The 20386-nt window shown below is 71.9% G+C and carries 17 protein-coding genes; 10 read left to right on the top strand and 7 right to left on the bottom strand.

Features of this window, described 5'->3' with window-relative positions:
- Nucleotides 1-14 precede the first annotated feature (14 nt).
- Together MED01_RS22980 and MED01_RS22975 are read left to right on the top strand one after the other, a co-directional pair.
- The gene (locus tag MED01_RS22980; protein WP_238670634.1) at nucleotides 15-791 is read left to right on the top strand and encodes a hypothetical protein; all 777 of its coding nucleotides are present in this window, start codon (nucleotides 15-17) and stop codon (nucleotides 789-791) included.
- Between the two features lie 48 nt (nucleotides 792-839).
- Entirely contained in the window at nucleotides 840-3062 is a 2223-nt protein-coding gene (locus MED01_RS22975; protein WP_238670633.1) for a hypothetical protein, read from the top strand.
- 19 nt (nucleotides 3063-3081) lie between these two features.
- Here MED01_RS22975 and MED01_RS22970 read toward each other — a convergent pair whose 3' ends face one another.
- Genes MED01_RS22970 through MED01_RS22945 form a run of 6 tightly spaced genes read right to left on the bottom strand, consistent with a single transcriptional unit; the run spans nucleotide 3082 to nucleotide 9015 of the window.
- The gene (locus MED01_RS22970) at nucleotides 3082-3927 is read right to left on the bottom strand and encodes a DUF6807 domain-containing protein (RefSeq protein WP_238670632.1); all 846 of its coding nucleotides are present in this window, start codon (nucleotides 3925-3927) and stop codon (nucleotides 3082-3084) included.
- Nucleotides 3924-4598, bottom strand: coding sequence for a hypothetical protein (locus MED01_RS22965; protein ID WP_238670631.1), 675 nt, complete (start codon nucleotides 4596-4598; stop codon nucleotides 3924-3926). The genes MED01_RS22970 and MED01_RS22965 overlap by 4 nt, the downstream gene beginning before the upstream one ends.
- A 4-nt stretch (nucleotides 4599-4602) precedes the next feature.
- The gene (locus MED01_RS22960) at nucleotides 4603-5502 is read right to left on the bottom strand and encodes a carbohydrate ABC transporter permease (RefSeq protein ID WP_238670724.1); all 900 of its coding nucleotides are present in this window, start codon (nucleotides 5500-5502) and stop codon (nucleotides 4603-4605) included.
- The gene (locus MED01_RS22955; protein ID WP_238670630.1) at nucleotides 5502-6485 is read right to left on the bottom strand and encodes a carbohydrate ABC transporter permease; all 984 of its coding nucleotides are present in this window, start codon (nucleotides 6483-6485) and stop codon (nucleotides 5502-5504) included. The genes MED01_RS22960 and MED01_RS22955 overlap by 1 nt, the downstream gene beginning before the upstream one ends.
- Nucleotides 6486-6515: 30 nt before the next feature.
- A complete protein-coding gene (locus MED01_RS22950) occupies nucleotides 6516-7865 on the bottom strand; it encodes an ABC transporter substrate-binding protein (protein ID WP_238670629.1) in 1350 nt (449 codons plus the stop codon).
- A gap of 19 nt (nucleotides 7866-7884) precedes the next feature.
- The gene (locus MED01_RS22945) at nucleotides 7885-9015 is read right to left on the bottom strand and encodes a LacI family DNA-binding transcriptional regulator (protein ID WP_238670628.1); all 1131 of its coding nucleotides are present in this window, start codon (nucleotides 9013-9015) and stop codon (nucleotides 7885-7887) included.
- 236 nt (nucleotides 9016-9251) lie between these two features.
- On the opposite strand from MED01_RS22945, the gene MED01_RS22940 reads away from it, so the two are divergent.
- The 8 genes from MED01_RS22940 to MED01_RS22905 all read left to right on the top strand — a co-directional run bounded on the left by MED01_RS22940 (nucleotide 9252) and on the right by MED01_RS22905 (nucleotide 19888).
- Nucleotides 9252-10580, top strand: a complete 1329-nt coding sequence (locus MED01_RS22940) for a Gfo/Idh/MocA family protein (protein WP_238670627.1) — start codon at nucleotides 9252-9254, stop codon at nucleotides 10578-10580.
- Between the two features lie 25 nt (nucleotides 10581-10605).
- Nucleotides 10606-12039, top strand: a complete 1434-nt coding sequence (gene uxaC, locus MED01_RS22935; RefSeq protein WP_238670626.1) for a glucuronate isomerase — start codon at nucleotides 10606-10608, stop codon at nucleotides 12037-12039.
- Nucleotides 12036-13340, top strand: a complete 1305-nt coding sequence (locus MED01_RS22930) for an enolase C-terminal domain-like protein (RefSeq protein WP_238670625.1) — start codon at nucleotides 12036-12038, stop codon at nucleotides 13338-13340. The genes uxaC and MED01_RS22930 overlap by 4 nt, the downstream gene beginning before the upstream one ends.
- Nucleotides 13331-14824 (top strand): mannitol dehydrogenase family protein, encoded by a 1494-nt coding sequence (locus MED01_RS22925; protein ID WP_238670624.1) that lies wholly within the window; start codon nucleotides 13331-13333, stop codon nucleotides 14822-14824. Before MED01_RS22930 ends, MED01_RS22925 begins: the two co-directional genes overlap by 10 nt.
- On the top strand, nucleotides 14814-16028 hold the full coding sequence (locus tag MED01_RS22920; RefSeq protein WP_238670623.1) for a Gfo/Idh/MocA family protein: 1215 nt from the start codon (nucleotides 14814-14816) through the stop codon (nucleotides 16026-16028). Before MED01_RS22925 ends, MED01_RS22920 begins: the two co-directional genes overlap by 11 nt.
- Nucleotides 16029-16081: 53 nt before the next feature.
- The gene (locus MED01_RS22915; protein WP_238670622.1) at nucleotides 16082-17437 is read left to right on the top strand and encodes a pectate lyase family protein; all 1356 of its coding nucleotides are present in this window, start codon (nucleotides 16082-16084) and stop codon (nucleotides 17435-17437) included.
- Nucleotides 17438-17519: 82 nt separating this feature from the next.
- The gene (locus tag MED01_RS22910; protein WP_238670621.1) at nucleotides 17520-18245 is read left to right on the top strand and encodes an HD domain-containing protein; all 726 of its coding nucleotides are present in this window, start codon (nucleotides 17520-17522) and stop codon (nucleotides 18243-18245) included.
- Nucleotides 18246-18394: 149 nt separating this feature from the next.
- A complete protein-coding gene (locus MED01_RS22905) occupies nucleotides 18395-19888 on the top strand; it encodes an FAD-binding oxidoreductase (protein WP_238670620.1) in 1494 nt (497 codons plus the stop codon).
- Nucleotides 19889-20006: 118 nt separating this feature from the next.
- On the opposite strand, the gene MED01_RS22900 is transcribed toward MED01_RS22905, so the two are convergent.
- Nucleotides 20007-20372: a barstar family protein gene (locus MED01_RS22900; RefSeq protein ID WP_238670619.1), complete on the bottom strand. Its 366-nt coding sequence runs from the start codon at nucleotides 20370-20372 to the stop codon at nucleotides 20007-20009.
- Nucleotides 20373-20386: the final 14 nt, after the last annotated feature.

Genomic DNA, 20386 nt, shown 5'->3' with positions numbered 1-20386 from the left:
AGGAAGGTGCCGCCGTGGGTGACCTGCGCAAGCCGTTCCTGCTGATGGCCATGCTCGCCATCGTCCTGGCGATCGGGGTGGAGCTCGGTGCCGGGCTCCTGCTCGGCGGCGCCGACGCCGGCGCGGCCCTCACCGACAGCGCCGGCGCGCTGGACGTGGAGATCGACGACGTGTCCGGGGTCAGCGAACCGTCCGGCCGGGGCACCGGCTACCTGGCGTTGATCGACGCGGTGGCGGTCTGGAGCACCGGGCTGTTCTGCCTGGGCCTGCTGCTGCCCGAGCGCGTCCAGGGTCGAGTCCAGGGCGTCGCCAGCCTGATCTTCTCGATCATCCTGATCATCGTCGGGCTGATCGCGCTGGTTGTCGCGTTCGTGGAGCTGTCCATCATGGTGTCGCTGTTCCTGGCCGTCCCGTTCGGCACCCTGGCGTACCTGGCGCTGTGGGGTTTCTTCCCGGTCGGCGAGGCGGCGGTGCTGCTCGGGCTGGTGCTGCTGCTCAAGCTGGTGTGGGCCGGGATGCTGGTGCTGGCGCAGCCGCGTTTCCTGCAGAACAAGGGCCTCGTCCTGCTGATCCTCACCACCCTGCTGTGCACTGTGGTGCTGGAGTTCCTGCACAACCTGGTGCCGGTGATCCTGGTCAGCATCGTCGACGACGTGGCGGCACTGGTCTTCGCGATCATCGCGATCATCTGGGGGCTGGTGCTGTTGATCGGCTCCATCCCGGCGATCGTCAAGGCCGTCCGGGTCACCGCGGCCCTACCAGCCCGCACCACCACCCCCTCGCCCCGTTGATTTGCCGTATCAGCAGCGGCCCGGTGGATTGTCTGTGACCCTGACGGCGTGGACAGGACGCCGGGGCGCGACGCCGTGGAGCTGCGCGTACACGGCATTTCCGGGGTCACCGCCGAACGGATCCTCGACCACCCGATCGTGGTCCGGGTCGCCGGAGACGCGCACGCCGGCTTCTTCCGGCCCCGGCCGGGCAGTGGCACCGCCGGCGGGGCCACCGGCGGAGTCGCCGTCGAGGCGTACCGCTGGGGTTCGTTGACCGCCGGCGCGGCGGTCCGGACGGCATCGATGTTGCTGCTGCTGCCCTTCATGCTGAGCAACCTGGCGATCTGGCTCCGCCCGCCGGGGCACGACCGGTGGGGGCTGCTCGGCGCGCTGTGCCGGTTGCTCGCCGGCACCCTGACGGCCACGTTCGTGCTGGCGTCCGTGGGCGTCACGCTGGACCTGGTCGGCTGGCAGTGTGTGCCGTACCCCGGGTGCCGGGCCAGCCGCCCCTACCTGGCCTGGCTGCACGCCCTCCCGACCGGGCCCCGACTGGCCCTGCTGTCGATCGTTCCGCTGCTGGCGCTGCGGGTCGTCTGGGCCATCGGCACCAGGTCGGCGCGGGCCTTCGAGGGGTTCGGCCCGTCGTCGGCGCAACGCCTGGCCGGTGAACGGACCGAGAGCCTGACCGACCCCGGCTTCTGGCAGGACGAACAGACCACCGGTTGGCTGCGCCAGCTCCACGTGGTGCTGGGCGTCGGGACGCTGAACGTCGCCCTGCTCGCCGGCATCGCACCGGGTGGGGTGGGCGCGCCCGGTCACGGCGTGCTGTTCGGGATCGCCGTCGGGCTGCTCGTGGTCGAGGTGGTCCTGCTCGCCCTTCCCGTGCCGGCCAGCCCGGCAAGGGCGCGACGGCTCCTGCGCCCCCTCTGGGCGGCCACCGCTGTGGTGACCGTGTGCTGCCTCGGCACTGCCACGCTCGCGGACCCGGCACCGGCCGGTCTGGGCAAGCTGCCCGGGTACGAGGGCGCCGCCGCCGGGGTGGTCGCCACGCAGGGCGTCCTGCTGGTCGTGCTCACCATCGTCACGTACACCCGACAGCGTGCCGCCCGCGACGACGAGCGCCCCTTCCTGCGCGGGCTCGGCACCCCGATCGCGGCGGCGGCGGCCGTGAGCGTCGGCGCGGCCTTCACCGCGACCCTGGTGTACCGCGTCGCGGACGCCCTCGACCACGGCGACATCCCCGATCCGATCCGACCCAACCCGCCGGTGGTCGGCCCGCTGGAACCGCCGGTGGCCTACTGGTGGGCGGCCCTCGCCGGGCTCGCCGCGCTGCTGATCGGCGCGGCGGTGACCTCGGCGACCCTCCTGCTGAGCCGCCGGCGGCGACGGAGACTGGCGGCGCGGATCATCGAACGGGACTACCCCGACGTGCCGGCGCAGGACCGGCGCCGGCTGAGCCTGGTCCGGGAGACCATCGCCCGGTCGCGGATCACCGAGGAGCTCGGCCCGGTGCTGATCGCGTTCCTGGTGATCGCGTCGATCGGGCTGGCCACCGTCGCCTTCGACGTGATCGGGATCGGTCCCACCCAGCTCGCGGCCCGCCTCGGCGGGCACGGGGGCGCGTTCGCCGTGCTCGCCGCGTACGTCACCGACGCCGGAGTCTGGGTGATCAGCCTGTTGGTGATCTGCCTCATGATCCTCGGTTTCCGGGCGTACCGGTCCGCCCAGACCCGGCGGGTGGTGGCGGTGCTGTGGGACCTCGGCACGTTCTGGCCCCGAACCGTCCATCCGTTCGCGCCGCCCTGCTACGCCGCCCGCGCTGTCCCGGAGCTGGCGAAACGGGTCACCGGGCTCACCGCGCGGGGACCGGTGGTCATCTCCGGGCACAGCCACGGCTCGGTGCTCGCCGCCGCCACCATCCTGCAACTACCGCCGTCCGTGCTGGCCCGGGTGTCGCTGTTGACCTACGGCTCACCGCTGCAACGCACCTACGCGCGGCTCTACCCGGCGTACCTCGGGCCGCGGACGCTCCGCGACCTGGGCGGGCGGATCGGGTGGCGGTGGCGCAACCTGTGGCGTGACACCGACCCGATCGGTGGGCCGATCTTTCCTCCGGGCCCGGACGGAGCACCGCCCGGCGTCGACGTCGACATTCGACTGCGTGACCCCCGCAGCCTGACCATCGACCCGGCGGACACCGTGCCGCCGCCGATCGAAGGGCACTGGCCCTACCACACCCAGGCCGCGTACCAGGTGGCCGTCCGCGAGCTGACCGACCGCTCGCGCTGACCGGGACCGCTGGGCACTGTCACCGCACTGCCGCGACCAGGGCCGCCACGCCGTCCCGGTCGAGGGTCCCGTCGGCCACCCACACCTGGTACCGGCCGTGCCGGCTCCCACCGGCCGGCACCACCGCCGGACTGTCGAACGCGAACGCCACACAGACCCCCGGATACATTCCGGTCCGCACGAACCACCGGTCGGCGCGGCCGAGGCCCGCGAAGACCAGTGTGTACGCCCCGGCACCCGACCGGACGCCGGTCAGCGCGAGCCACGGCGCCGCGCCGCCGTTGACCGTCTCCTCGCCGGCCGCGTCGGCGGTGAACACCGCCGGTTCGCCGTCGGCGGCGGCCCGCCAGAAGAACCCGCCGTACCCGGCCCCGCCCGGGCGGCCGTTGGTGGCCGGGCTGCCCAGCCGGATCTCCCGGTCGTCGGGGGCGACGAGGACGGACTCCAGGTCGAGCCGCCAGGCGTCCGGCGCGACCACCGACGCGGTGAGCCACCTCCGCTCGGTCAGCAGCACCCTGTCAGCCCGGTCACGCCACTGGAGATCATGCGCGTACCGGCCCGGGGACCGTTCGACCTCACCGGTGTGCGCGATGACGCCGTGGTCGTCCCGCCAGGTGTAACCGACGTCGCGGACGTAGGTGCGCCCGCCCCAGAGGTTGCTGCCGTCGACGTCCTGCACCGCGAGGGACGCGCCGAGGTGCCACACGTGGTCGGCGGGGAGCGCGTCGGTGACCACGGTTCCGCCGAGCGTGCGTACCGGGTGCAGATACGGTCGGGGCCCGTGCCGCGCGTCCACCGCCGGGTCGAGCACGTACTCGGCCACCTCCGTGGCCCCGACCGTCAGCCGCACCGGCTCCCCGCTCACGGCAGCTCCCGACGACCGGCGACGGCGACCGGGACCGGCCGGCGGGCGTCGGGGGCGGCTGGTCTCTGCCGGCCTCCGGCGACGGAGACCGGCCGGCGGGCGGCGACTGCGTGCAGGGCGGCCACCGTGTAGCCGGCGAGGATCGGCACCGCGACAGGGGTGACCAGGACGGTGAGCAGCCCGGCCAGCGCGACGACGCCGGTGAGCGCCGTCCAGCGGGTGGGCGCGTCGAGGCAGGCGCGGGCGGCGCAGCGGGCCGAGGCCCGCCACCGCCCGCCCCCGTTGCCGCCCACCTCGACGACGACGAGCCCGCCGTACCCGGCCAGGCCGGCCGCGATCAGCGCCGTCACCAGCAGCGCCGTCGGGCCGCCCGGCACCCGGCCGGTGGCCAGCGCCGCCAGGTCGGCGGCGAGCAGCGCCGCGCCGACCAGCGCGAGCAGGCTGACCGGCACACCGGGCAGCACCGCGCGGCCGAACCGGCGCACTGTCGTGCGCGCCGACGGCCAGCTGCCGGTACGCGTCCAGTCGTGCACCGCCGCGCTGGCGGTGCCCGCCGCCGCGGCGGCGGTGAGCAGGGGCACCGCCGCGAGGGTCAACAGGATGCCCAGCAGCGCCAGGTCGGCGGCGTCGCGGGCGACGTCGCGCCAGTCCCGCCGCCCGCCGGTGTCCACGGGTTCAGCCCTTGATGCCACTGGTGTTGATCCCCTCGACGAGCATCCGCTGGAACGCGACGAAGAACAGGAAGACCGGCAGCAGCGACAGCACCGACATGGCGAACATCGGGCCGACAGCGCTCTGGCTGGTCGAGTCGATGAACAGGGTCAGCGCGACCGGGACCGTGTAATCCTCCAGTTGGGACAGGAAGACAAGCTGGCGGAAGAAGTCGTTCCAGGTCCAGATGAACGAGAAGATCGCCGTGGTGACCAGCGCCGGGCGGCTCAGCGGCAGGATGATGTGCCGGAAGATGCCGAACGGGCCGGCGCCGTCGATGCGGGCCGCCTCGTCCAGCTCCCGGGGGACGCCGCGCATGAACTGCACCATGAGGAAGACGAAGAACGCCTCGGTGGCCAGGAACTGCGGGATGAGCAGCGGCAGGTAGGGCCAGTCGCCGCCGACCAGCCCGAGCGTGCGGAACAGGATGTACTGCGGAACGATCAGTACGTGCTGGGGCAGCAGCAGTGTGCCGATCATGACGGCGAACCACATGCCGCGCAGCCGGAACCGCAGCCGGGCGAAGGCGTACGCGGCCAGCAGGCAGGAGAGCCCGTTACCGACGACGGTGAGCAGGCTGACCATGGCGCTGTTGAGGAAGAACCGGCCGAAGCTGACGTCGAAGTTGGACCACCCGGCGGTGTAGTTGCCCGGGGTGAACCGCTCGGGCAGCAGCCCGACGTTGTTGACGATCTCCTCCTGGGACTTCAGCGAGGTGCCCACCATCCAGATCAGCGGGTAGAGCACCACTGCGACGATCGCCACCAGGATCAGCAGCCGCAGCACGGGCCGTCCGCCGGGCCGTCGGCGCGCATTCGGCGGCGCTGCGGTCGGCGCTGTGGTCGTCGGGGTCACCGTCACCATCACCGGTCCTCCCCGTCGGAGTAGTGCACCCAGAACCGTCCGGTGCTGAAGAAGATCGCGGTGATGACCGCGATGGCGAGCAGGAACACCCAGGCCATCGCCGAGGCGTAGCCCATGTTGAGGTCGGTGAAGCCGGTGATGTAGAGGTTCAGCGTGTACATCAGGGTGGAGTCGACAGGGCCGCCGGTGCCGTTGCTGAGCACGAACGCGGCGGTGAAGCCCTGGAAGCCGTTGATGGTCTCCAGCACCAGGTTGAAGAAGATGACCGGGGAGAGCATCGGCAGGGTGACGTTGCGGAACTGGCGGAACCGGTTGGCACCGTCGACGGACGCCGCCTCGTACAGCTCGGTGGGCACCTGCTTGAGCCCGGCCAGGAAGATCACCATCGGTGCGCCGAACTGCCAGATGGCCAGCACCATCAGTGTTTCGAGGGCCCAGTCGGGGTCGTTCACCCACGGTTTGCCGGTGATGCCGAAGAGGCTCAGCAGCGAGTTGAACGCGCCGTCGCGGTTGAACATGTTGACCCAGACGATGGCCAGCGCGACGCTGCCACCGAGCAGGGACGGCAGGTAGAACAGCCCGCGGAACAGCCCGACGCCGCGCCAGGCGCGGTTGAGCAGCAGCGCCACGCCGAGCGCCGCGGCCAGCTTCAGCGGTACGGCGATCAGCGCGAAGGTCACTGTGACCCGCACCGCGTGCCAGTACGACGGGTCGGCGGTGAACATCCGTTCGTAGTTGGCCAGCCCCACCCACTCCACCTCGGAGAAGGGGGTGAGGATGTCGTAGTTGGTGAAGCTCAGGTAGAGCGACAGCAGCATGGGAATTGCCGTGACACCCATCAGGCCGATGAGCCACGGCGACAGGAAGACGTACCCCGCCAGACCTTCGCTGTGCCGGAAGCGTCCGGGCCCACGCCTCTCAGCGTGGGCCCGGTCGGATCCGGGGCCGCGTCGGGTCGGGTCGGGTGCCGTGGTCAACGCCACGAACAGCTCCTCTCCTCGCCTCGCGGGCGGTCAGGCGATGGCGGACTTGCACGCCTCGACGAACTGGGCGGCGGCCTCGGCGGGGGTGGCCCGGCCGTACTGCGCGTTCTCGGCCGCCTTGATCAGCTCGGACTTCACCTTGCTGTGGCCCTTGATCGGCACCTGCGGCGACTCGCCGAACTTCTGGGTCAGCTCCGCCTCGACGGCGATGGACTGCTTCATGGCCGGGTCGGTGGTGTCGTCGCTGACCACCCGGCGCAGATCCAGGTTGGACGGCAGGCCACGGTCGGTGCCGAGCAGCTTGACCGCTTCCATGTCGTTGTTGAGGAAGTTGATCACGTCGACGGCGATGTCCTTGTTCTTGCTGCCCTTGAACACCGACCAGTACATCGAGGCGCGGGCCCACTGCGCGCTCGGGTCACCGGGGTAGGCGATCACGCCCAGCTCGTCCTTGGTGTTCTTCTTCAGGTCGGGCATCTGGTTGGCCCAGACCCAGGAGGTCGCCGACTTACCGGTGACCACCAGTTGCTTGGTGACGTCGCTGGAGTTGCCCTCGTGGATGACGTCGGCGCTCGGGGTGGCCTTGCGGTCCCGGGCGCCCTTCCACAGGTCGAACCACGTGGTCACGTCCTCGGCGGTGAAGCCCAGCTCCTTGCCCTTGTAGAGGTCCTTGCCCTGTTGGCGCAGCCAGACCCAGAGCGCCTTGTAGTCGGCGCTCGGGTCCTGGGTGCCGGGCACCTTGGTCTTGGCGGTGACCTGCTCGGCCCAGGCGATGTGCTGCTCCCAGGTCATCCCGGTGGTCGGCTCGGGCAGGTTGTGCTTGGTCAGCAGCGTCTTGTTGTAGACCAGACCCTGGGTGTTCTCCCCGGCGGCCAGGCCGGCGAGCTTGCCGTCGACGACGCCGTACTGCCAGAGGCTCTTGGGGAACTTGGAGGTGTCCAGCTTCCCGGACTCCTGATACGAGGTCAGGTCGAGCGTGGTGTTGCGGGCCGCGTACTCGGCGAGGTAGTTGTCGTCGATCTGGAACAGGTCCGGCGGGTTGCCGCCGGCGGTGAGCGTTGCCAGCTTGTCGAAGTAGCCCTGGTTGGCCTGCCAGGTCTTCTCGAATGTCACGTTCGGGTGCTTCTTGGTGTAGAGCGCGAGGGCGTCCTCGGTCAGCTTGGCCCGGGCGTCGCCACCCCACCAGAAGATGGAGAGCTTGACCGGCGCGTTCGGGTCGGCGGCGCCGCCGCCGTCGTCTCCGCAGGCGGCGGCGCCGAACATCAGCGGTGCGGCGACCGTCACGGCGAGCAGGCCACGCAGCAGGCGCCGCCGAGGCAGCGGGGTACGGTGGGCGCGCCCGACGGGCGCGTCAGTGGTGGGGGGCGTTGCGGGGTGCATGTGCGCTCACTCCTCGGCATTAGGAGGCGACGGCGTCACCGGTGGCCGCAGTCGGGATGCCCGGGTCCGCAGGGCAATGCGGGCCCGGGCCACGTGGTGCGGCCAGGGGACGTGCCGGTCGGGCGTACGGGCCCGGGCCGGTCGAGTCGCGGATGACCAGGTCGGTCTGGAGCATTACCTGTGCTGTGGTACGACGGACGCCGAGCGCCGTGCCGGCACCGGACCCCCGCGCGGCGCGCGGTGACTCGATGTCCTGTTGCAGCAGCATGTCGACGGCCGTCCGGCCGGCGGCCCCGGTGGGTGTGGCCACCGTCGTCAGTTTGGGGCGGGTCAGCCGGCTCAGGGTGATGTCGTCGACCCCGACGACGCTCACCTCCTGCGGCACCCGGACCCCGAGCGCGTCCAGCCCTTCGATCAGGCCGATCGCCATCAGGTCGTTGTAGGCGAGCACTGCCGACACACCACTGCGTCGCACCTGCTCGGCGACGGCGGAGCCGCCGACCTCGGTGGGCGCGTTGGGGCCGAGCATGGTCAGCTCCGCGCCGCCGGCTCGGGCGGCCGCGGCGGCGGCACGGCGCATCTCCCGGTTGGTCCACGAGCTGCGCGGGCCACCGAGCAGCGCGATGCTGCGGTGTCCCAGGCCGACCAGGTGCTCGATCGCTGAACGGGCGCCCTGCCCGACGTCCATCAGTACGCAGGGCAGGCCGGTCACCTGGCGGTTCACCACGACCAGCGGCACCTCGCGGCTGAGTTGCTCGATCAGGCTGTTGCTCATCCGAGGGCTGCACAGCAGCACCCCGTCCACCTGCTTCGCGAGGGCGTGGACCAGTTCTTCCTCGGCGGTCGGGTCCTCGTTGGTGTCGGCCACGAAGACGTGGTAGTCGCGGTGCCGGGCCTGACTCTCCGCCGCCTTGATCAGCGGCGGAAAGAACGGGTTCGCGATGTCCGCGATGATCAGCCCGATGTTGTGTGTCCGCCCGGTGATCAGGGCCCGGGCGGCGCGGTTGGGCCGATAGCCCAGATCCTCCGCGCAGGCCAGCACCCGGACCCGGGTCTCCGGGTTGACCAGGTGTGGAGCGGAGAAGGTGCGGGACACGGTGGAGATGTGCACACCGGACGCCCGGGCGACGTCCCGGATGGTGACTGGCACGGCGACCCCTTCGTCCGATGTGGTGGCGGTCACGCAGGTGTGGCCCATTAATGCAAACGGTTGCGCCAGTGTCAACGGTCAATGGTTACGGCTTCGTTGCACCCACACTCCCCCTAGTGACTTGCTGCCCCTCAAACGCTGACAAATGACGCCGATCCCGCTGTCGTCGTTGACGCGAACGGATCGATCGTGATTACTTCATTGCAAACCTTTGCAGCATCACGGGAGGCGACCGCATGTCACCGAGAGCCGCCGGACGGGCCCGGTACGCCGTCGTGGGCACCGGCGCGCGGGCCGAGATGTTCGTCCGGGCGCTGGTGCTCGACCACGCCGACACCACCGAGCTGGTCGCCTTCACCGACGTCAACCAGGCCCGCATGGACGCGCACAACCGCTGGCTGGGCGAGCTGGGTCACCGCCCGGTGCCCACGTACCCGGCCGGTGACTTCGCGGTCATGTTGGACTCCGAGCGCGTCGACGTCGTCCTGGTCACCAGCGTGGACGTCACCCACGACGAGTACGTGGTGGCAGCGCTGCGTGCCGGCCGGGACGTCGTCACCGAGAAACCGATGACAGTGGACGTGGCCCGCTGCCGGCGCATCCTGAACGCGGTGACCGAGACCGGCGGCCGGGTGACTGTCGCCTTCAACTACCGCTACAACCCGCTGCACGAACAGGTTCGCCGGCTGCTCGCCGAGGGCGCGGTCGGCGAGATCGGCTCGGTGCACTTCGAGTGGCTGCTCGACGTCCGCCACGGCGCCGACTACTTCCGCCGCTGGCACCGCGACAAGGCCACCTCCGGCGGGTTGATGGTGCACAAGGCCAGCCACCACTTCGACCTGGTCAACTGGTGGCTGGCCGCCACACCCGTCGAGGTGTACGCGGCCGGCCGACTCTTCTTCTACGGCGCTGACGGTCGCCGGCACGGCTACGCCCGCGACTACGACCGGGCGCACGGCTCCCCCGCCGCCGTCGACGACCCGTTCGCGCTGCGGCTGGACGCGCACCCCCGGCTGCGCGAGCTGTACCTCGACGCCGAGGCCGAGGACGGCTACCAACGCGACCGCAACGTCTTCGCGCCCGGGGTGAGCATCGAGGACGACATGGCGGTGCTGGCCCGCTACTCCACCGGCGCCACCATGACCTACCACCTCACCGCGTACGCGCCCTGGGAGGGCTACCGGGTGATGGTCAACGGCAGCCGGGGCCGACTGGAGCTGGACGTGGCCGAGAACGACTACGTCGACAGGGGCACCTCCGGCGCGGTCAAGGGCGCCGCCCTGCACGGCGTCGAGGCGCCGGCCGAGGGCGGTGGTGCGACGCTTACCCTGCGCCCGTTCTGGGCCCCGCCCCGGCAGATCCCGGTGGAGGGTCGCAGTCGGCACGGGCACGGCGGCGCGGACGCCCGGATGACAGGGGTTCTCCTCGGCGGTCAACCCGACCCGTTGGGCCGCGCCGCGACCGCCGACGACGGCGCGTTGGCCCTGCTCACCGGTCTGGCCGCCAACCGGTCCTTCGAGACCGGCCAACCCGTCCGCGTCGCCGACCTGCTCACCCCCCGCTGACACAGGAGACGAGGAGCCCCACTCCGTGCCCACGTTCGACCACACCGACCTGCTCCTGCCGCCCGAGCCGGGCCAGCGCGCGCTGGCCCGGGAGCTGTACGCCCTGGCGGCGGAGCAACCCATCATCTCGCCGCACGGGCACGTCGACCCGGCCCTGCTCGCCGAGGACCGCCCCTTCCCGGACCCGGCGCAGTTGCTCATCGTGCCCGACCACTACCTGACCCGGATGCTGCTCAGTCAGGGCGTGCCCCCGGCGGATCTGGGGGTGCCCACCCGCGACGGCAGCCCGGTGGAGACCGACGGCCGGGTGATCTGGCGACGCTTCGCCGCGCACTGGCACCTGTTCCGGGGCACCCCGTCGCGACTCTGGCTGGAACAGACCTTCCGCACCGTGTTCGGGGTGCACACCCCACTGCGTCCCAGCACCGCCGACGCCCTCTACGACGAGATCGCGGCCCGGCTCGCCGAGCCGGACTTCCGGCCCCGGGCGCTGTTCGAGCGGTTCAACATCGAGGTCCTCGCGACCACCGAGTCACCGCTGGACGACCTCGCGCAGCACGCCAAGCTCGCCGCCGACGGGTGGGGTGGGCCGGGCGGCCGGGTGGTCACCACGTTCCGCCCGGACGACGTGGTGGACATGGAGTTCGAGGGCTGGTCGACAAACGTGGACCGTCTCGGCGATCGGGCCGGCGAGGACACCGGCACGTACGCCGGCTACCTGGCCGCGCTGCGGGCCCGACGCGCCGCGTTCATCGCCGCCGGGGCCACCTCCTCCGACCACGGTCACCCCACCGCGCGCACCCTGGACCTGACCCCGGCCGAGGCCGAGCGGCTCTACGACCGGGGCCGGCGCGGCGAGGCCGACGCCGCCGACGCGGAGGCGTTCCGGGCGCACATGCTGGTGGAGTTCGCCAGGATGTCGCTCGACGACGGCCTGGTCATGCAACTGCACCCCGGCGCGGTGCGCAACCACAACCGGTGGTTGCACGCCCGGCACGGCCGCGACGTCGGCGGCGACATCCCACAGGCCACCGAGTACGTGCACGCGCTCGCCCCGCTGCTGGAGCGCTACGGCAACGACCCCCGGCTGCGACTGGTGCTCTACACCCTCGACGAGGACACCTTCACCCGCGAGTTGGCGCCCCTCGCGGGCGGGTACGCCGCGCTGCTGCTCGGCGCGCCCTGGTGGTTCCTGGACTCCCCGGAGGTGCTGCGCCGGTTCCGGGAGACGGTGACCGAGAGCGCCGGCTTCTACAACACCACCGGGTTCGTCGACGACACCCGGGCGTTCTGTTCCATCCCGGTACGCCACGACGTGGCCCGCCGGGTGGACGCCGGCTTCCTGGCCCGGCTCGTCGCCGAGCACCGGCTGCCGATGGACGAGGCCGCCGAGACCATCGTCGACCTGGCGTACCGGCTGCCCAAGCGGGTCTTCAACTTCGGAGGACACCAGCAATGACAGTCACCATCACCTCCGTCGAGGTGCACGACGTGCGGTTCCCCACCGCCGCCCGGGGCGACGGCTCCGACGCGATCAACCGGGGTGACTACTCGGCGACGTACGTGGAGCTGGGCACCGACGCCGGCCCGACCGGCGCCGGGTTCACCTTCACCAACGGCCGGGGCAACGAGATCACCTGCGCGGCGGTGCGTGCCCTTGCCCACCACGTCCAGGGGCGCACCATCGAGGAGATCACGGCCGAGCCGGTGGCGTTCTGGCGCTCGCTCAGCGCCGACGTGCAGCTGCGCTGGCTGGGCCCGGAGAAGGGCGTCATCCACATGGCGACCGGCGCGCTGGTCAACGCGGTATGGGACCTGCGGGCAACACTGGCCGGCAAGCCGATGTGGCGCTTCCTCGCCGAGCTGCCCACCGACGACCTCGTGGCCAGCATCGACTTCAAGCACATCACCGACGCGCTCACGCCGGACGAGGCAGCCGCCATCCTCGACAAGGGACGTGACGGGCTGACCGACCGGTTGACGGCCCTCGAACGTGACGGTTTCCCGTCGTACACCACCTCGGTCGGGTGGCTCGGCTACCCGGACGACAAGGTGCGGGCGCTGACCCGGCAGGCGTACGCCGACGGCTGGCGGGCGATGAAGATGAAGGTCGGCGGTCCGCTCGCCGACGATCTGCGGCGGGCCCGGATCATCCGGGAGGAGATCGGCCCGGGCGCGCTGTTGATGATGGACGCCAACCAGGTCTGGGACGTCGACGAGGCGATCACCGCGATGGCGGCGCTGGCCGAGGTGGACCCGTACTGGATCGAGGAGCCCACCCACGCCGACGACATCCTCGGGCACGCCCGGATCGCCCGCGCGGTGACCGAGTTGACCGCCGGCCGCTGCCGGGTGGCCACCGGGGAGGTGGCCGCCAACCGGGTGATCTTCAAACAGTTGCTCCAGGCCGAGGCGATCGGGGTGATGCAGGTCGACGCCTGCCGGGTCGGCGGCGTCAACGAGGTGCTGGCCGAGCTGCTGCTGGCGGCGAAGTTCGGCGTGCCGGTGTGCCCGCACGCCGGTGGCGTGGGCCTCTGCGAGTACGTCCAGCACCTGGCGATCTTCGATTACCTGCGGGTGGGCACCGGCCTGGACGGCCGGATGATCGAGTACGTCGACCATCTGCACGAACACTTCGTCGATCCGGTGCGGACCCGCGGTGGCCGTTATCTGCTGCCCGAGCGGCCCGGTTACAGCGCCACCATGAAGCCCGCGTCGATCGCCGAGTTCCGCTTCCCGGACGGTCCGGCATGGCGGTGACCGTCGGGGCCTCCCGGCTCGGCCTGGGCATGCTGCGCCGCCTGCCCGCCGAGGCCCGCCCGCTGATCCGGCCGGGCACCGTGCCGACCGGCGTCGTACACCTGGGGTTGGGCGCGTTCCACCGGGCCCACCAGGCCGTGTTCACCGAGGCTGCGGTCGGCGCGGCCGGGGGCGACTGGGGCATCGTGGCCGTCGCGCCGCGCAGCACCGCAGTGGTCGAGGCGATCGCCGCGCAGGACAACCTGTTCAGCGTCAGCGCCCTCTCCGCGGCCGGCAGCTCCACCCGGGTGGTGGGCGCCCTGAGCGGCGTCCGGCACGCGCCCAGCGACCCGGACGCCGTGGTGGCGTTGCTCGCCGACCCGGCGGTCCGCGTGGTGACACTGACCGTCACCGAGAAGGCGTACCAACTCGACCCGGTGACCGGCCGACTGTCCCCGGACTCGGCGCTCGCCGCGGACCTGGCCGGCGGCGGAGCGCCGACCACGGTGCCGGGGCTGCTGCTGCGCGGGCTGGCCGCCCGGGCCGCCGCGGACGCCGGGCCGGTGGCGCTGGTGAGCTGCGACAACCTGCCGGCCAACGGTCGGCGACTGCGCGGCATGCTCGACCAGGCGGTCGGCCGAGCCGCCGGGGTGCCCGCCTGGCTCGTCGAGTGGGTGGCCGGCAACGTCACCTGCCCGGGCACCATGGTGGACCGGATCGTGCCGGCCAGCACCCCGGAGACGATCGAGGCGGCCCGGCGTGCGCTGGGAGTGACCGACCTGGCCGCGGTGGCTGCCGAGCCGTACGCGCAGTGGGTGATCGAGGACGATTTCCCCGGCGGCCGGCCCGGCTGGGAGTTCGCCGGGGCGGTGCTCACCGAGGACGCCGGTCCGTGGGAGCGGTTGAAGCTGCGGGCCCTCAACGGGGTGCACTCCGCCATCGCGTACCTCGGAGCGTTGGCCGGTCGGGAGACGATCGCCGACGCGCTGGAGATCCCGCACCTGCGTGACGTGTTGCGCCGGCTGGTCGCCGAGGACGTGGCGGCCAGCTTCACCCCGCCGGACGGGGTGCGGGTCATCGACTACGGCGAGCAGGCCCTCGCCCGGTTCGGTAACCCGGCGATCCACCACCGCACCCTCCAGGTGGCGATCGACGGCTCCCAGAAGCTGCCGCAGCGCGTCCTGCACACCATCGCCGACCTGCGCGCGGCCGGGCGTTCCGCGCGCTGGGGCGCGCTGGTCGTGGCGTCCTGGTTGCGCTTCGCGCTGGGGTACGCCGACGACGGTCGGCCGTTGCCGCTGCAGGACCCACTGGCCGGGCCGATCCGGGCCGCGCTGGACGCCGGGGCGCAGAGCCCGGCGGGCGCTGTCGACGCGGTCTTCGCGCTGCGCGACGTCATCCCGCTGGAGGTGGCCGAGGACGACGAGGTCCGCGCCGACGTGATCGCCTGGCTGACCGCGTTGGAGCGGCACGGCGTCGAGGCCACCCTGGCCGGTGCCCGGTGACCGGGTCCACCCGGACCGGCCGGCGGTGAGCGGGGCGACCCCGCCGCCCCGGGTGGCGGTGATCGGGGCGAACGGGCACGGTCGCTGGCACCGGCGGGTGATCGCGCCCCTGCACGCCGCCGGTCGACTGCGGTTGGTCGGCCTGGTCGACGTCCGGCCGGTGGAGGACGACCCGGAAGCCCCGGTGTCGCCCGGGGTGGCGGTGTTCACCGACCACCGGTCGATGCTCGCCGCCACCCGGCCGGAGGTGGTGGTGATCTGCACGCCGCCGCACACCCACCTGGCGATCGCCCGCGACGCCCTGGCCACCGGCGCGGACCTGCTGCTGGAGAAGCCCCCGGTGCTGTCGTTGGCCGAGCACGAGGAGCTGACCTGGGCCCTCACCGCCGCCGGTCGGGTGGCCCAGGTGGGCTTCCAGGCGCTCGGCTCGGCGGCCCTCACCGCGCTGACCGACGCGCTCGCCGCCGGCCGGTTGGGCACTGTCACCGGCATCTCCGCCATCGCCGCGTGGCTTCGGCCGGACGCCTACTACGCCCGCTCTCCCTGGGCCGGTCGACGGAGTGTGGACGGCCGACCCGTGCTGGACGGCGCGCTCGTCAACCCGCTCGCGCACGCGGTGATGCAGTGCCTGGCGATCGCCGAGGCGCTCGCCGGGGCGACGCCGTGGCCGGTCGCGATCGAGGTGGAACGCTACCGGGTCCGGCCGATCGAGGTGGAGGACACCGCCGTGCTGCGGGTGCGGTTCCGCGCCGGGCCGCCGGTGCTGGTGGCGGTGACCCTGGCCGCCGAGGAGTTCGTGGCGGGCGAGGTGGTGGTGACCGGTACGACGGGGCAGGCGGTGCTGGAGTACCCGACCGACCGGTTGCGCCTGCCCGGGGATGTGGTGACCCGCCGGGTGCCGGGGCGGCTGGGGCTGCTGGAGAACCTGCTCGCCCACCGGGCCGACCCGTCGGGCGTTCCACTGATCGCACCGCTGGCCCGTACCGCGCCGTTCACCGCGCTGCTGGACGCTCTGCGGCCCGCGCCGGAGCCCCGGCTGCTCGACGGCGGGCTGGTGACCACCAGCGGCGAGGGCGGGGAGCGGGTCCGCCACCTGCGGGGCGTCGTCGACGTGTTGCGCCGGGCGGCCGAGCGGGGGGCGCTGCCGAGCGAACTGGGGGTGCCGTGGGCGTCGGGCGCGTACCGCGCCGAGCTGACCGGATAGCGGTCAGACACCACCTGGGACCGACCTCCACCACCAACGAATGGAGTGAGTCGATGCGCAGAATCCTCGGCGGCGCCACAGTGGTCGCCCTACTCCTCGGCGCCGCCCCGGCCGCCGCCGCCACCCGTCCGGACGTCCCGTCCGCCGACCGGCTCTCCTGGTTGGCCGACCACCTGGGGCGGCAGACGCTGCCCGAGCGCGACGGTTGGGCGGCCGACGGCCCCGGCACCACCGGCGGCTCGGCGGCCACCCCCGAGCGGACCCGGGTGGTCCACAACCGGGCGGAACTGGTCGCCGCGCTGGGCGGCGACAACGCCGGCAACGCCGCCGACGCCACCCCGAAGCTCATCTACGTCGACGGCGCCATCGACGGCTTCGAAGGACCCGGCGGCACGCCGCTGAGCTGCGCCGACCTGGCCGACCCGGCCTACCGGTTGGACGCCTACCTGGCCGCGTACGACCCGGCGGTGTGGGGGCGGGTGCCGCCGAGCGGGCCGCTGGAGGAGGCTCGGGTGCGCTCGGTGACCAACCAGACCCGGCAGACCCAGATCAATGTCGGGCCGAACACCACTGTCATCGGTCTGCGCGGCGCTCGACTGAGCGGCCTCACCCTCATGATCGACCGGGCGTCGAACGTCATCGTCCGCAACCTGACCCTCGTCGACGCCCGGGACTGCTTCCCGGCCTGGTCGCCGACCGACGGCGAGGCAGGCAACTGGAACAGCCAGTACGACCAGATCTCGGTACGCCGCAGCGAGAACGTCTGGGTCGACCACAACACCTTCACCGACGGCGACAACCCGGACAGCGCTCAGCCGGTGTACTTCGGTCGGCCGTACCAGGTGCACGACGGGTCGCTGGACGTCACACACACCGCCAGCCTGGTGACCGCGTCGTGGAACCGGTTCACGGGCCGGGACAAGCTGCTGTTGATCGGCTCGTCCAACACGGTCGGCCCGGACGTTGGCCGGCTGCGGGTCACCCTGCACCACAACCTCTTCGACGGCGTCCTGCAACGGCTGCCCCGGGTACGTTTCGGTCAGGTCGACGTCTACAACAACCACTACCGACTCGGTGGGGACGCCTTCCAGTACGCGCTCGGCGTCGGCGTCCAGTCGGCGATCTACGCGCAGAACAACTTCTTCACAGTGGACGCGGCGGTCGACCCGGCGGACCTGCTCTACGACTGGGGCGGCACCGCGTTGACCGAGCGGGGCTCCTGGGTCCGCCGGGGCGGCGGCACGGCCCGACCGGTCGACCTGCTGGCGGCGTACAACGCGACGCATGACCCCGACCTGGCCGCGGACGCGGGCTGGACGCCCACCCTGCGCCGCGACCCCGTGCTGCCGGCGCCGCTGGTACCCCTCCTGGTGGGCCCGCTCGCCGGGGCCGACCGGTTGCCGATCTGACGGCTCGGCGCGCCCGCAACTCGCGGTCGGGTGGGCGACGTACGGGCTCATCGATCTGGTGATGATCGGCTATAAGTGACGCATGGACTTCCCGCCGCACCTGGGCAGCATGCCGATGCACGCGATCACCGAGATCCACGGCGAACCGGGCCTGCTGGAGCGTTTCCGGTTGGAGGTCCAGCAGTTCGACGACGCCGCCCGGGCGCGGTTGACCGCCGCGCTCGACCTCGCCGCCGAACTGCACCGCGACGATCGACGCGTCCGCGAGCCGTACCTGAACCACCTGCTGCGGGTGGCGATCAGGCTGATGCACCACTACCAGGTGCGGGACGTGGACGTGATCGTCGCCGGTCTGCTGCACGACGCGGTGGAGGACCATCCGGTCGAGCTGGCCGACGGCGACGCGGGCACCGATCCGACCGGGGCCGCGCTGGCCGCGCTCGCCGCGCGGTTCGGGCCACGGGTGGCCACCCTGGTCGCCGCTGTCACCAATCCGGTGTACGACCCCGAGCGGGACCGCAACGCGCAGTACCGGGAGCACCTGGCGGTCAGTCTGGACCGGGAGCCCTGGGCCCGGGTGATCAAGGTGTCGGACTTCACCGACAACGGGGTGGGCGTGATCCACACGGTCGGGCCGAAGGTGATCTCGTCGGCCCGGAAGTACCGACCGCTGGTGCCGCTGTTCCGGGACCTGATCGGCCGGCCGGACACCCCGTTGTCGCCAGCGGTGAAGCGGCACATCTTCGGCCAACTGGACCTTGCCGAGGAGCGGTTCAGCGCCATCCTGGACCAGCCCGCCCCGAACTGACGTCCCCGGATCACCCGACCGGGTTCCGTGACAAGTTCTCGGATCTGCCAGGAAGCCTCGGGCCTTACGGTTAGTTTCGCGCCAGATGAGAGGAAATGCCCCTCTCAGTTCACTTTTCGGGCGTGTCACCAATCGAGAGGATTCGGACCATGCGCGACCTTTCCCGTCGTGATCTGCTCAGGGCGACGGCCGTCGGCGCCGGGGCGGTCGCCATCCCGAGCGTGATCGCCGGCAGCTCGGCCATCGCGGCCGACGGTCCCGGGTGGCCCTCCGACACGAGGTTCCCGCGGGCAGAGCTGACCGGCCGGATCGTCCGCCCGCAGAGCCCCAACTACGCGGAGGCCAGCCTCGGCTGGGACGAACTGTTCGTGCACTATCCGCTGGTCATCGTCTTCGCTCAGGAAACCCAGGACGTGGTCAACGCGCTCACCTGGGCGCGGCAGCACGACGTCGCGCTGCGCGTACGCAGTGGCCGGCACAACCTGGAAGGCTGGTCGAACGTCGACAACGGAATCGTGATCGACGTCAGCGAGCTGAAGGACGTCCACATCGACACCGCCGCCCGCACGGCGAAGGTCGGCGCGGGGCTCAACCAGTCGGAGGCGGTGACCGCCCTCGGCGAGCACGACCTCGCGGCGACGACCGGAACGGAGGGGACAGTGGGCCTCTCCGGGGCCACCCTCGGCGGCGGCTTCGGCTTCCTCACCCGCTACCTCGGAATGGCCTGCGACAACCTGATCGGCGCGGAGATCGTCGTGGCGGCGGGCGCCGACGGCGCCAAGGTGCTCGAGGTGGACCCGTGGAACCACTCGGACCTGCTCTGGGCGCTGCGCGGCGCGGGCAACGGAAACTTCGGGATCGTCACCTCCCTGACCTACCAGGTCGCTCCGCTCACCAGCGTCGCCTACCTGCAGGTGACCTGGCCCGGTCTCGGCGACCTGCACGAGGTCTTCGACGCCTGGCAGCGCGTCGCACCCTTCACCGACCCGCGCCTCGGCAGTCAGGTCGAGGTCCACCCGGATGAGATCCTGCTGTTCGCGGTGCTCGCGGAGGGATCCGAGGCGGAGGCCAGGAGGCTGCTGGCGCCGATCCTGTCAATCGGCAACCCCACTGTCACAGTGCAGATCGGCGGCTGGGGCGACGTCTACGCCGGCTTCCAGATCCCGAACGAGGACGAGCCCGCGAAGTGGAAGTTCTTCTCCCAGTTCACCCGCGAGCCGTTCCCGGAGAAGGCGGTCAGCATCGTCCGTGAGTTCATGGAGAAGGCGCCCTCGCCCGACAGCAACTTCTTCACCCAGGCCTTCGGCCGCGGGGCGCAACGGCAGGAGCCATTCGGTGGCGCCGCCTTCCCGCACCGCGACGCACTCTTCTACTCCGAGCCAGGCGTCGGCTGGGGCAAACGCGGCGAGCCCGACAGCGACGATGCCATCACGCCGATCGCCCAGACCTGGATCGCCGAGTTCAGCCAGGCGCTGCGGCCCTACGTGGACGGCGCCTACGTCAACGTGCCGAACATCGGCATGGCCGAGTGGGAGAAGGCCTACTGGGGGCACAACTTCCCCCGGCTGCGCAAGATCAAGGCGAAGTACGACCCGCACAACGTCTTCCAGTACGAGCAGAGCATCCCGCCCGCGACGCACTGACCCCGATGCCCGGCGGTGCGGGTGGCACCCGCCCGCACCGCCGGGCCACCACCCCTCGTGCCCCGAGGGGGGCAGCGCGACGCCGGCTGACGTCCAGGCCGATCGTGTCCAGGCCCGGTCAGGAGGGCACAGCCTCGTTGAGGATGACGCGCAGCGGGTGCGGGCCGCTGGTGGCGAGGTCGCCCAGCACAGCGAGCAGCAGACCGTACTGGTCGGGCGGCTCGTCGACGAGCAGTTGACCGGCATCGGTGACCAGCAGGGTGAGCGGCCCGGCGGCGAGCCGGTCCCGGAGCACGTCGGAGAGGGCGTCCCAGGTCTCCCCCAGGTACGCCGGCAGAGCCAGTACGGCGGCGAGCGCCGCGAACAGGCCAGCCCTGGTCCGGGTCGCCGCACCGGCCAGCACCACCGCGCCGGGCACGTCGAGGCCACCGTCGTGGCAGACGATCAGCCAGTCGGGCGCCCGACCCGCGTGCTCCTCGACCATCACGTTCCTCCTGA

Origin of the sequence: Micromonospora alfalfae (genome assembly GCF_022230925.1) — a bacterium.
GTDB lineage: Bacteria > Actinomycetota > Actinomycetes > Mycobacteriales > Micromonosporaceae > Micromonospora > Micromonospora alfalfae.
This window is presented reverse-complemented; position numbering and strand designations above follow the sequence as displayed.

Bases quoted from the DNA above. Each gene is read 5' to 3' on its own strand.
- MED01_RS22940 (WP_238670627.1), top strand. From the start codon at position 9,252: ATGTCACCGAGAGCCGCCGGACGGGCCCGGTACGCCGTCGTGGGCACC.
- MED01_RS22910 (WP_238670621.1), top strand. From the start codon at position 17,520: ATGGACTTCCCGCCGCACCTGGGCAGCATGCCGATGCACGCGATCACC.
- MED01_RS22900 (WP_238670619.1), bottom strand. From the start codon at position 20,372: ATGGTCGAGGAGCACGCGGGTCGGGCGCCCGACTGGCTGATCGTCTGC.
- MED01_RS22905 (WP_238670620.1), top strand. From the start codon at position 18,395: ATGCGCGACCTTTCCCGTCGTGATCTGCTCAGGGCGACGGCCGTCGGC.
- MED01_RS22950 (WP_238670629.1), bottom strand. From the start codon at position 7,865: ATGCACCCCGCAACGCCCCCCACCACTGACGCGCCCGTCGGGCGCGCC.
- MED01_RS22915 (WP_238670622.1), top strand. From the start codon at position 16,082: ATGCGCAGAATCCTCGGCGGCGCCACAGTGGTCGCCCTACTCCTCGGC.
- MED01_RS22925 (WP_238670624.1), top strand. From the start codon at position 13,331: ATGGCGGTGACCGTCGGGGCCTCCCGGCTCGGCCTGGGCATGCTGCGC.
- MED01_RS22960 (WP_238670724.1), bottom strand. From the start codon at position 5,502: ATGGTGACGGTGACCCCGACGACCACAGCGCCGACCGCAGCGCCGCCG.
- MED01_RS22930 (WP_238670625.1), top strand. From the start codon at position 12,036: ATGACAGTCACCATCACCTCCGTCGAGGTGCACGACGTGCGGTTCCCC.